Annotated in this window: 12 protein-coding genes and 1 tRNA gene; 5 read left to right on the top strand and 8 right to left on the bottom strand. The window is 63.6% G+C overall.

Annotation, left to right across the window (positions count from 1 at the left end; genetic code table 11):
- Positions 1 to 55 precede the first annotated feature (55 nt).
- The 5 genes from ROSMUCSMR3_RS04255 to ROSMUCSMR3_RS04235 form a co-directional block, all read right to left on the bottom strand.
- Complete coding sequence (locus ROSMUCSMR3_RS04255) at positions 56 to 532, bottom strand: copper chaperone PCu(A)C (protein WP_081506566.1); 477 nt, start codon at positions 530 to 532, stop codon at positions 56 to 58.
- A gap of 43 nt (positions 533 to 575) precedes the next feature.
- The gene (locus ROSMUCSMR3_RS04250; RefSeq protein ID WP_081506565.1) at positions 576 to 923 is read right to left on the bottom strand and encodes a hypothetical protein; all 348 of its coding nucleotides are present in this window, start codon (positions 921 to 923) and stop codon (positions 576 to 578) included.
- 102 nt (positions 924 to 1,025) lie between these two features.
- Positions 1,026 to 1,316 (bottom strand): 50S ribosomal protein L28, encoded by a 291-nt coding sequence (gene rpmB, locus ROSMUCSMR3_RS04245; RefSeq protein ID WP_008280343.1) that lies wholly within the window; start codon positions 1,314 to 1,316, stop codon positions 1,026 to 1,028.
- Between the two features lie 287 nt (positions 1,317 to 1,603).
- Positions 1,604 to 1,679, bottom strand: a tRNA-Ala gene (locus ROSMUCSMR3_RS04240).
- An 84-nt stretch (positions 1,680 to 1,763) separates the two neighbouring features.
- Positions 1,764 to 2,090, bottom strand: coding sequence for a TIGR02300 family protein (locus ROSMUCSMR3_RS04235; RefSeq protein ID WP_008280342.1), 327 nt, complete (start codon positions 2,088 to 2,090; stop codon positions 1,764 to 1,766).
- Between the two features lie 113 nt (positions 2,091 to 2,203).
- On the opposite strand from ROSMUCSMR3_RS04235, the gene ROSMUCSMR3_RS04230 reads away from it, so the two are divergent.
- The gene (locus tag ROSMUCSMR3_RS04230; RefSeq protein WP_081506564.1) at positions 2,204 to 2,896 is read left to right on the top strand and encodes a M48 family metallopeptidase; all 693 of its coding nucleotides are present in this window, start codon (positions 2,204 to 2,206) and stop codon (positions 2,894 to 2,896) included.
- Between the two features lie 30 nt (positions 2,897 to 2,926).
- Positions 2,927 to 3,574, top strand: a complete 648-nt coding sequence (locus tag ROSMUCSMR3_RS04225) for a GntR family transcriptional regulator (RefSeq protein ID WP_008280340.1) — start codon at positions 2,927 to 2,929, stop codon at positions 3,572 to 3,574.
- A 4-nt stretch (positions 3,575 to 3,578) separates the two neighbouring features.
- Here the strand turns inward: ROSMUCSMR3_RS04225 and cbiB are convergent, their stop codons facing one another.
- Genes cbiB through ROSMUCSMR3_RS04210 form a run of 3 tightly spaced genes read right to left on the bottom strand, consistent with a single transcriptional unit; the run spans position 3,579 to position 5,805 of the window.
- Entirely contained in the window at positions 3,579 to 4,460 is an 882-nt protein-coding gene (gene cbiB / locus ROSMUCSMR3_RS04220) for an adenosylcobinamide-phosphate synthase CbiB (protein ID WP_237183581.1), read from the bottom strand.
- Positions 4,461 to 4,474: 14 nt separating this feature from the next.
- The gene (cobD, locus tag ROSMUCSMR3_RS04215) at positions 4,475 to 5,419 is read right to left on the bottom strand and encodes a threonine-phosphate decarboxylase CobD (RefSeq protein WP_081506562.1); all 945 of its coding nucleotides are present in this window, start codon (positions 5,417 to 5,419) and stop codon (positions 4,475 to 4,477) included.
- A gap of 5 nt (positions 5,420 to 5,424) precedes the next feature.
- Entirely contained in the window at positions 5,425 to 5,805 is a 381-nt protein-coding gene (locus ROSMUCSMR3_RS04210; protein WP_198385575.1) for a DUF1636 family protein, read from the bottom strand.
- Positions 5,806 to 6,039: 234 nt separating this feature from the next.
- Between ROSMUCSMR3_RS04210 and gpmI the strand changes: the two genes are divergently transcribed.
- From gpmI to ROSMUCSMR3_RS04195, 3 genes are read left to right on the top strand one after another with little or no spacing between them, the layout of a single operon-like run.
- Positions 6,040 to 7,554, top strand: a complete 1,515-nt coding sequence (gpmI, locus tag ROSMUCSMR3_RS04205) for a 2,3-bisphosphoglycerate-independent phosphoglycerate mutase (protein ID WP_081506560.1) — start codon at positions 6,040 to 6,042, stop codon at positions 7,552 to 7,554.
- On the top strand, positions 7,551 to 8,690 hold the full coding sequence (locus tag ROSMUCSMR3_RS04200; RefSeq protein ID WP_081506559.1) for a murein hydrolase activator EnvC family protein: 1,140 nt from the start codon (positions 7,551 to 7,553) through the stop codon (positions 8,688 to 8,690). Before gpmI ends, ROSMUCSMR3_RS04200 begins: the two co-directional genes overlap by 4 nt.
- 3 nt (positions 8,691 to 8,693) lie before the next feature.
- Positions 8,694 to 10,034, top strand: coding sequence for a S41 family peptidase (locus ROSMUCSMR3_RS04195; RefSeq protein ID WP_008282590.1), 1,341 nt, complete (start codon positions 8,694 to 8,696; stop codon positions 10,032 to 10,034).
- Positions 10,035 to 10,274: the final 240 nt, after the last annotated feature.

Below are 10,274 nucleotides of genomic sequence, written 5' to 3'. Positions count from 1 at the left end.
ACTTTGAAGGCGATCAGAAATTTGCGTTGCGATGCCTTACGAGGGCCTAAACCGGTTAGTGTTTGGTCCCGTGCGCTTTGCCGTGGCCCTCTTCTGGTTTGCGCGCCAGATCGACGGGCACGTCGACTACGATCTCGCCGGATTTCTCGAACACCAGCGTTATCGGTATGATCTTGCCTTGCTCAAAGCTCTCGGTGAGGCCCATCAGCATTACATGCGCGCCGCCGCGTTCCAACACCAGCGTCTCACCTGCCGTGATGGCAAAGCCTTCTTCGACATGCACCATCTTCATCACGCCGCTCTCTTCGATGTGGGTGTGCAACTCGACCCGTTGCGCGGCGGGCGAGACCGCGCCGATCAGGCGGTCATCAGCATCGCCGATATTCTCGATCAGCATGAAGGCCGCGCCGGTCTTGGCCGTGGGGCTGGCGCTGCGGGCGTAGGTGTCAAGCACTTGGATTTCTTGGGCCAGTGCGGGCACGGCAAGGATGGTTGTGGCGAAGGCCGCCAGAAGGGTGGATTTGAAGGACATGGGTCGCTCCTTGAATGTCTGAGTTACGGTCTGAAAGTGGCTGTCAGACCGCCACAGGCGGTGCCCGCGCGACATTCGGGGGCAGGCTGCGCATCGCAGCATGGCGTTCCACTGTGATTGTGCTGATCCGCCGCTCTGACGCCAGCCACAGGCCAAGGGCAAGGGGCGCGTCCAGCACAACGGCAAAACCGGGCAAGCAATCGGGGCAGAGGTGGGGCGTTGCAAGGGGCTGCCCCTCTGCGTCCACTGCGACTGTGATCGGCCCTGTGCCGGTGCAGAGCACAATCTGGCCTACGGGCTGTGCCATGCCGCGTGCCACGGCAAGGCTCTGGCTGGTAAGGGCCAGAACAAGGCAGAGGGCCAAGGCCAGGAGCGGGTGCAGTGGTCTCATCGGCCAGAGGTATAGGCCTGTCCGCCCGGCATGGGCAAGCGACAAAAAAGCACAGCCCCGCCGGTTGGGCAGGGCTGTTCGCGAAACAGTTTACGCTTTGGTTCAGGCGGTTGCGGCCTGCGCCTTGGCAATCTCTTTCTTGACCTTCAGCGCGGAGGCCGACAGCTCGTCGTCCTTGGCCTTGGCGAGAAACGCATCGAGACCACCGCGATGGTCGACGCTGCGCAGGGCATGCGCCGAGATCCGCAGCTTGATGCCGCGATTCAGGGTCTCGGATTGCAGGGTCACGTCGTTGAGGTTCGGCAGATACCGACGACGTGTCTTGTTGTTGGCGTGGCTGGAGTTATTGCCAACCATCGGGCCTTTTCCGGTCAGTTCACAGCGGCGCGACATGAGATCATCCTCGTTCTTGCTGAGGGCGCGTGCTGGCCCTTCGTAACACAAACGGGCACCACCACAGGCAGCGCCCCGAATTCCGTTTGGCGTCTTTAGGCTCAAAGCACAGGCGCGTCAAGGGATTCTCGGGCCGAATTTGCCGCAATCAGGAAGCTTACCCTTACGTTCTGGGTCTCGAGCCTGTGGTCGCCGTTGGCGAGGCTGTCCGGCCCAAAACCGAGACGGCGACTGCGAGGCCGGTCTTTTGGTCGAAGGCGGTCAACTATCAGTGTATGACGGGGAATTGGTGGAGCCTAGGGGGATCGAACCCCTGACCTCTTGCATGCCATGCAAGCGCTCTCCCAGCTGAGCTAAGGCCCCAATTCCATGGCCGCATTGGGCCGTGCGCCGCTCTCTAAGCAAAGCGGCGGGCGGGATCAAGTGGAAAATCCCGCCCTCCGATCATTAAAGATCGTTGTCGTCCGAGGCCACGTCGGCGATGTCGTCGAGCGACACATCCTCGTCCTCGTCATCCTCGAGCAGATCATCATCCAGCTCGACATCAACGTCATCATCATCCAGCAGATCCGCATCATCATCAAGGATGCTCCCTGCCTTCAGTTTCTTCGTTTCCGCATCTTCAGCGTCCGGAGCCATCGAGCGCGATTTGTGCGACGACAGTTCCACCACCTCGCCGGTGTAGGGACTGACGATCGGGTTCTTGTTCAGGTCGTAAAAGCGTTTGCCGGTTGTCGGGCAGATACGCTTGACGCCCCATTCTTCCTTGGGCATGGGTGATCCCCTTTGAATCTCTGGTCTTGTCGACGATCCGCGTCCCCTGCCATAACATTGAATGGCTGTCAAAGCCTTTGACGGTGACACCCGGACCCCGAGCAGGAGCGCATATGGGCCATCACATGCTGACGGGCAACCCCCCGGTTGCCCTGACTTTGCGCCACAGTGCGCGCGCGCGGCGCATTTCGCTGCGTGTGTCGGGGCTGGACGGGCGTGTGACCCTGACGATTCCGCGCGGTGTAAGCGAGGCAGAGGCTTTGGCCTTTGCCCGGTCGCGGGCTGATTGGCTGCGCGGTCATCTGGAGGGGCGGCCGGGGCAGATGGTTGTGGGCATTGGCTGCGATCTTCCGGTTGAGGGCGAGATATTGCGAATCGTGCCGGGCAGTGGGCGGCGTGTTCAGCGCGCGCCGGGGCAACTTTGTGTACCGGGGCCAGAAGAAAGTGCTGCGGCGCGTCTGGAAGGGTGGCTCAAGGCGCGGGCGCGGGATCGGCTGGCGGCGGCCTCGGATCATTACGTGGGCCTATTGGGGCGGCGCTATACCCGGCTGACCCTGCGCGACACGCGGTCGCGGTGGGGGTCTTGTTCGGCCTCGGGGGCGCTGAGCTATTCTTGGCGGCTGATCCTCGCGCCGCCCGCTGTGTTGGATTATGTGGCGGCGCATGAGGTGGCGCATCTGGCGCAGATGAATCATTCGCCCGCGTTCTGGGCCGAAGTGGCGCGGCTGATGCCCGAGTATGAAACGCGGCGCGCCTGGCTTCGGCGCGAAGGCGGGGCGCTGCACCGGTATCGTTTCGGCAATTGACCTAAGCGCAGTTTGTGATCACATGGGCGCATGCTTTTGCCGCCACGCCCCGATCCGTCTCCGTCTGCGCATGACCGCGTCTATCGCGGTCTGCGATCGCGCATCATGCATGGCGAGATTGCTCCGGGGCAGGCACTGACCCTGCGGGGAATTGGCGCAGAGTTCGGCGTGTCGATGACGCCTGCGCGTGAGGCTGTGCGCCGTCTTTCGGCCGAAGGTGCGCTGACCATGTCCAGCTCTGGCCGCGTGTCTACGCCGGAACTCAACAGCGAACGGATCGAAGAGCTGGCGGCGCTGCGTGCGCTGATCGAGGTGGAACTGGCCAGTCGCGCGCTGCCGCGGGCGCATATCGCGCTGATTGACCGTCTCCAGAGCATCAACGCCCGCGTGTCTGAGGATATCGCCCGACAGGACGCGGTGGCCTATATCCGACGCAATCTGGAATTTCACCGCACGCTCTATCTGCGCGCCCAAGCGCCGGCCATGTTGGCGATGGCGGAAACCGTATGGCTTCAGCTTGGTCCGACAATGCGGGCCCTCTATGGCCGCCTGCGGCGCAAAGACCCGCCGCATTATCACCGGTTGATCATCGCGGCCCTCAAGGCAGGGGATGAGCCGAGCCTGCGTCTTGCGGTGCGCTCGGATGTCACCCAAGGTCTGAAGATGCTGATCGGCTAAGGCGTCAGATCAGAAGCGTCGAGACCGCCACCAAAGCCAGAGCCGCGCCCCACGCCCGCCAGAGCGCGCCGCAGGCGGCTTCAATCTCTGCCGCGCCGATGTCACGTTGCCCGGTCGCGTTCACATAGGGAAACTCCTGGCGCGTGCCGTGGTAAGAGCGGGGGCCGGACAGGGCCACGCCCAAGGCCCGCGCCATCGCGGCCTCGGGCCAGCCGGCATTGGGCGAGCGGTGTTGGCGCGCCTCGCGCGCGACCTGATCCCATTGCCACCAGAGCCCGTGAGTGGCGAGGATCAGCGCGGCCGTCAGGCGTGCGGGTGCCAGATTGAGCAGGTCGTCGAATCGCGCCGCCGCCCAGCCAAAGGCCTCATGTCGCGGTGTGCGATAGCCGATCATGCTGTCGGCGGTATTTGTGATCTTGTAGAGCATGAGCCCCGGCAGCCCCCCGATCAGAAACCAGAAGGCAGGTGCGATGACCCCGTCGCTGAGGTTTTCAGCGGCTGATTCGATGGCCCCGCGCGCCACATCCGAGGGCTGCATCGCCGCCGTGTCGCGCCCCACGATCTGTGCCACCGCGTGCCGCCCGTCGCCCAAGGAAATCCGCAAGCCCCGCGCCACGGCTGCCACGTGATCCACAAGCGAGCGTTGCGCCAAAAGGATCGCGGCAACGATGACCTCGACCACAGGGCCAAGTTGCGCCAAGGCCCATCCGAGCCCTAGGGCCAAGACCCCGATCCCGGTCATGGCCGCAATACCCCGCGCGCGCCGCGCCACGCCGCGGTTGAGCACCCGGTCGCACCAGCCCACTGCACGCCCCATCAGAACCGCCGGATGCGGCAGCCGATCCCAGAGCCAACGTGGTTCGCCCAAGGCTGCATCGAGCAGCATTGCCCATACAAGGATCACAGTGCCGCCTCGAGCCGTGCCCAGCCATCCGGCCCCGGCAGGCCCAGACGGATCAGATCCTCTGCATAGGGAAACACCCGGATGAGGATGCGGTGTTTCGCCAACCGCTCGTGCCACGCCTGCGCAGAGTTGACCCGGTATAGCCGGAACAATGCACAGCCGCCGACCGCCTCGGCCCCGGCGCGCCACATCAGCGCGTCGAGGTGCGCGGCCTCTTCATTCAGGCGCACCCGCGTTTCGCGCGCCCAGTCGGGATCGTTGAGTGCCCTTGCCCCGATTTCCAGTGCCGGGCCAGAGATCGGCCATGGCCCAAGCATGTCGGCCAACTGATCCACCTCGGCGCGTGCGCCGATGGCGAAGCCAAGCCGCAGCCCCGCCAGCCCCCAGAACTTGCCGAAACTCTTGAGCACGATCACCCCTGGCCGGGTTGCACAGCGCACCAGCGAGCGATCCGGAGCCACATCGCAGAAGCTTTCGTCGATCACGGTCAGGGGGGCGTCCAGATCCTGCGCGCCGTAAAATTGCCCGGTGGGATTGTTGGGGTGCACCATGACCCGTGCATCTACGGGGGTGTCAGAGTTGCGGGTGTCCATCACCTGCCAGCCATGGGCGCGGAAACTCGCGGCATGTTCGTTATAGGTCGGGCCGGGGATATGCACCGAACCGGGCGGGCGCAGCCCCGGCAGGCGCGCGATCACAGCAGAGGCACCGGGCGCGGCCAGCACCGCCGCCCCATCGGGCACCTGCCAAAATACCCGTGCGGCCGTGGTCAGTGCCTCTTGCGCGGCGCGGTCGGGCAGGGCGGTCCAAGCCTCGGGGGATGTGATCTCGACCGGGTAGGGCAGGGGGTTGATCCCTGTCGACAGGTCAAGCCAATCGGCCCGCGCCCCGCCATAGTCTGCCCGCGCCGCGTCAAGGCCGCCGCCATGATCCCGGTGCATGGTCCTCAGACCTCTGGTTCGGTGGGCAGAGGAGGGTGTCGGGTTACGAAATGCCCCTTTACCCCCTGCGGCCATTGTTTGTAGGGCACTTGCCCTGTCGCGCTGTCGGCATGCAGCGCGGCATAGGCGACAATCGCTTCGGCGGCGTCACTCTCGGGGGTGAAATCGCCCAAGGTATAGGCCAGCTTGCCCGCGCTCTGAATGGCGACGTTACAGCCCTTGCCGCAGCCCATGAGACAGGCCACCCGGCGCGTGCGGACGTTGGGATGGCCTTCTGCCGCGCGCTCGACGAGGGCGGCAAGATCTTCGCCATGCGGGCGGCTGTGCGTGGCGGCGTCCCAATCCTCGCGTTTGCAGGTGTCGCAGATGGTGATCCAGGTTGTCATTTTGTGCCTTTCCTTGTCCGCTGGCCCGTTCAAGCGGAATTCCGCCGCCTTCGCAAGCATCCTGAGGGGGCCGCCTGCGTGACGTTGGACCGTAGCGCTCTGATAGAGCGCGGCACGAAGACGAACCGCGCGAGGCGCGACAGGTTTCCGCCGGATTGCGGCGCGATTGCAAAGCACCTTCACCCTGCGGTCCCGACAGGCTAGAAGGCGGCAACACGAAGGTCAGGAGAAAGCATGCCGAAACCCGTCGTCCTGTGCATCCTTGATGGTTGGGGGCTGAGCGACAGCCCCCATGCCAATGCGCCGCATCTGGCGCAGACGCCTGTTTTCGACCGGTTGATGGCCACGTGCCCCCATGCCACATTGATCACCCATGGCCCGGATGTGGGCCTGCCGCGCGGGCAGATGGGCAATTCCGAGGTGGGTCACACCAATATCGGCGCGGGGCGCGTTGTGGCGATGGATCTGGGCCAGATCGACCTGTCCATTGACGATGGATCCTTCTTTTCAAACATCGCCTTGCAGGGCTTTATTGCCAAGATGAAGGCGAGTGGCGGGCGCGCGCATCTTCTGGGGCTGATGTCAGATGGCGGGGTGCATGGGCATCTCAATCACATCGCGGCGGCGGCGCGTGCCCTGACCGAAGCGGGCGTGCCGGTTCTGCTTCATGCCCTGACCGACGGGCGGGACGTGGCCCCGAAATCGGCGCGGGTGCAGTTGGAGGCCTTGCGCGACTTGATGCCGCCGGAGGTGCGTATCGCCACCGTCACGGGGCGCTACTTTGCCATGGACCGTGACAACCGTTGGTCGCGCGTTCAAGAAGCCTATGAGGCGATTGTTTCAGGGCGCGGCCTGCGCTGCCCCGATCCGCGGATGGCAATCACCAATGCCTATGCGCGGTCCGAGACCGACGAATTCATCACCGCGACGGTGATTGGCGATTACGCTGGCGCGCGAGATGGCGATGGTCTCTTTTGTCTCAACTTTCGCGCTGACCGTTCCCGCGAGATCCTGCAAGCGGTTGCCGATCCGGCCTTTGCCGCATTCGAGCGGGGAGAGTGTCCGCAGTGGGCGGCGCTGCTTGGGATGGTGGAATATTCCGAGGCGCATACTGCGTGGTTCGATACAGTTTTTCCCTCGCGCGACATCGTCAACACTCTTGCTGAATGGGTGGCGCAACACGGGCTTTGCCAGTTTCATCTGGCCGAGACCGAGAAGTATCCGCATGTGACCTTTTTCCTGAACGGGGGCAAAGAGCAACCGGAGCCGGGCGAGGATCGTTACATGGCCCCCTCGCCCAATGTCGCGACGTATGATCTCAAGCCCGAGATGTCCGCCGACGAGGTGACGACCCGGCTGGTCGCGGCGATCCGAGGGCGCTATGATCTGATCGTGGTGAATTACGCCAATCCCGATATGGTCGGCCATACCGGCGATCTCAAGGCGGCTATGGCAGCCTGCGAGGCTGTGGACCGAGGGCTTGGCAAGGTTGTCGCGGCGCTCGCAGAGGTGGGCGGCACGATGATTGTCACGGCGGATCACGGCAATTGCGAAGTGATGGTCGATCCTGAAACCGGCGGGCCGCATACCGCCCACACGCTCAACCCCGTTCCAGTGATCTTGTTGGGTGGGCCAGAGGGGGCGGGCCTGCGTGCGGGGGGGCGGTTGGCGGATCTCGCACCGACGGTGTTGCAGCTGATGGGGCTGCAACAACCGGTGGAAATGACCGGGGAGACCCTGCTGACATGAGGTTTTTGCCCACCTGTTGCGCTGTATTTCTGCTCTGTGGCACGCTTTCGCCCGCTTTGGCGCAGGACCCTGCGGCTGCAGCACGGGCGGCCAGTGAACAGCTTAGCCTTGCCGCCGAGGCCCTGGCCGAGGCAGAGGGCGCACAGAACCGGGTCAAGGCCCTGACCCAAGTGATTTCGGCCTATGAGGATGGGCTTGAGGCGATGCGCGACGGGCTGCGCCGGGCATCACTGCGCGAACAGGCGCTTGGGGCGGAATTGCAGGCGCGCGAGGCCGAGATTGCGCAGTTGCTGGGCGTGCTCTCGGGCATGGGCAGTGCGCCGGTGCCGGTGCTGCTGATGCATCCATCGGGGCCGGTTGGCACGGCGCGGGCGGGTATGATCCTGTCCGAGGTTGCACCGGCGCTGGATGCGCGCGCGCTCGAACTGCGCGACAAGGTGCAGGAGTTGAGCGTGCTGCGTGTGCTTCAGCAAAGTGCGGCAGACAAGCTGCAAGAGGGGCTGGAAGGCGTGCAAGAGGCGCGCACCGCGCTCAGCACCGCCATGGCCGAGCGCACAGACCTGCCGCGCCGCTTTACCGAGGACCCGGTCAGGACCGCGTTGCTGATCGCCTCGACCGAGACGCTGGAGGGGTTCGCCAGTGGTCTCAGCGAGATTGCGGTAGATGAGGCACCGGGTAGCCTACCTGATATCACGGCGCGCAAAGGCGCGCTGCCGCTGCCTGCCGAAGGGGTGATCCTGCGCCGCGCGGGCGAGGCAGACGCCGCCGGGATTGCACGCCCCGGCATTCTATTGGCCACGCGCCCGCGCGCCCTTGTCACTTCGCCCAGTGCCGCGACCGTGCGCTATCGCGGTCCTTTGCTTGACTACGGAAATGTGATCATTCTCGAACCACAGGCGGGGATTTTGCTGGTGTTTGCGGGCCTTGATGTTGTTTATGGTCAGGCAGGGCAGGTCCTGCCGGGCGGTAGCCCAGTGGGGCTTATGGGGGGTGCGGGCACCGAAGGTGATCTGCTACTTGCCGCCAATGTGCAGGATACGGGTGCCAGACGCACGCAGACGCTCTATATTGAGGTGCGGCAAGACAATTCTCCAGTGGACCCGCTCACGTGGTTCAAGACCGATAAGGATGGTTGAGACATGAAAAAATTCCTGATGGCTGCCTCTGCCGGCATTTTGACCGGCGCCGTGGTAACGACACAGGTGGCCGCCCCGCTGTTGGCGCAGGAGGCCGAGACGACCAATAACGTCTACGAACAGCTTGATCTGTTTGGAGATATTTTTGAACGCATACGCGCGCAATATGTCGAAGAGGTTGAAACCAAGGAGCTTATCGAGGCGGCGATCAACGGCATGTTGACCTCGCTCGATCCGCATTCCAGCTATCTCTCGCCCGATGATGCCGAGAACATGCAGGTGCAGACGCGTGGCGAATTCGGCGGTTTGGGGATCGAGGTTACGCAAGAGGATGGCTTCGTCAAGGTGGTCTCGCCCATGGATGGCACCCCGGCGGATCAGGCGGGTATCGAGGCGGGCGATTTTATCACCCATGTCGATGGGGCCAGCGTTTTGGGTCTGACGCTTGACGAGGCGGTGGATTTGATGCGCGGGCCGGTAGGTAGCGAGATCCTTATCACCGTGGTGCGTGAGGGGTCGCCGGAACCGTTTGACGTCTCGATCATCCGTGACACGATCAAACTGACGGCAGTGCGCGCGCGTGCCGAACAAGATGCGGTTGTTCTGCGCGTGACCACATTCAACGATCAAACCTATGCCAATCTTGCAAGTGGCCTTGCCGAAAAGATTGAGGAATTGGGCGGCGAAGATGAGGTGAGCGGCATCATCCTTGATCTGCGCAACAATCCGGGCGGCCTGCTTACGCAGGCGATCAAAGTTTCGGATGCGTTTCTGGACAAGGGCGAGATCGTAAGCACAAGAGGCCGCAACCCGCAGGATGGCGAGCGCTTTAATGCCACGCCCGGCGACCTGGCCAATGGCAAGCCGATCGTGGTTTTGATCAATGGCGGTTCTGCGAGCGCTTCAGAAATCGTGGCAGGTGCGTTGCAGGATCATCACCGGGCTATCGTTGTGGGCACCAAGAGCTTTGGCAAAGGCTCGGTGCAGACGGTCATGCCGCTGAGGGGGAACGGCGCAATGCGCTTGACCACGTCGCGGTATTACACGCCATCGGGCCGCTCTATTCAGGCACTTGGTGTGAGCCCTGACATTCTTGTCGAGCAGCCGCCGCGCGCGCCCCAGACCGAGGAGGAAGAGACCACGAATCGTCCCGACCGCTCTGAGGCCGATCTTCGTGGACGCCTGAACAATGACAGCCTGACCGAGGATGAGATCAAGCAGATCGAAGAAGATCGGGCACGGGCCGAACTGGCGGCCAAGCTGCGCGAAGATGATTATCAACTGGCCTATGCCATTGATATCCTGCGCGGTCTCTCGGTGATGGCTGGGGGCCAGCCGGAATAACCCCCTCGCTCAATTCCACGAAATCAAAGCCCCGTCCGCCCTGTGCGGGCGGGGTTTTCTGTTTGGGGGGGCGGCGGCTCTGCATCTGGCAGGGGGATAGTGCTGTCTTTTGCCCCAATCCCCACGGGCGGCGTTGCCACGAGATGGTGCCGAGAGCGCCACATCTCAGGCAAACGGATTTGGCCCTATGACCACTCGTGCGAAGATCATCTAGCACATTTCAGGACGCATCGCATGGGG

The sequence above is a fragment of the Roseovarius mucosus genome (genome assembly GCF_002080415.1).
In the GTDB taxonomy this organism is placed as follows: Bacteria; Pseudomonadota; Alphaproteobacteria; order Rhodobacterales; family Rhodobacteraceae; genus Roseovarius; species Roseovarius mucosus_A.
This window is presented reverse-complemented; position numbering and strand designations above follow the sequence as displayed.

Coding starts and splice junctions, on each gene's coding strand:
- ROSMUCSMR3_RS04255 (WP_081506566.1), bottom strand. CDS start 532: ATGTCCTTCAAATCCACCCTTCTGGCGGCCTTCGCCACAACCATCCTT.
- ROSMUCSMR3_RS04250 (WP_081506565.1), bottom strand. CDS start 923: ATGAGACCACTGCACCCGCTCCTGGCCTTGGCCCTCTGCCTTGTTCTG.
- rpmB (WP_008280343.1), bottom strand. CDS start 1,316: ATGTCGCGCCGCTGTGAACTGACCGGAAAAGGCCCGATGGTTGGCAAT.
- ROSMUCSMR3_RS04235 (WP_008280342.1), bottom strand. CDS start 2,090: ATGCCCAAGGAAGAATGGGGCGTCAAGCGTATCTGCCCGACAACCGGC.
- ROSMUCSMR3_RS04230 (WP_081506564.1), top strand. CDS start 2,204: ATGGGCCATCACATGCTGACGGGCAACCCCCCGGTTGCCCTGACTTTG.
- ROSMUCSMR3_RS04225 (WP_008280340.1), top strand. CDS start 2,927: ATGCTTTTGCCGCCACGCCCCGATCCGTCTCCGTCTGCGCATGACCGC.
- cbiB (WP_237183581.1), bottom strand. CDS start 4,460: ATGCTGCTCGATGCAGCCTTGGGCGAACCACGTTGGCTCTGGGATCGG.
- cobD (WP_081506562.1), bottom strand. CDS start 5,419: ATGCACCGGGATCATGGCGGCGGCCTTGACGCGGCGCGGGCAGACTAT.
- ROSMUCSMR3_RS04210 (WP_198385575.1), bottom strand. CDS start 5,805: ATGACAACCTGGATCACCATCTGCGACACCTGCAAACGCGAGGATTGG.
- gpmI (WP_081506560.1), top strand. CDS start 6,040: ATGCCGAAACCCGTCGTCCTGTGCATCCTTGATGGTTGGGGGCTGAGC.
- ROSMUCSMR3_RS04200 (WP_081506559.1), top strand. CDS start 7,551: ATGAGGTTTTTGCCCACCTGTTGCGCTGTATTTCTGCTCTGTGGCACG.
- ROSMUCSMR3_RS04195 (WP_008282590.1), top strand. CDS start 8,694: ATGAAAAAATTCCTGATGGCTGCCTCTGCCGGCATTTTGACCGGCGCC.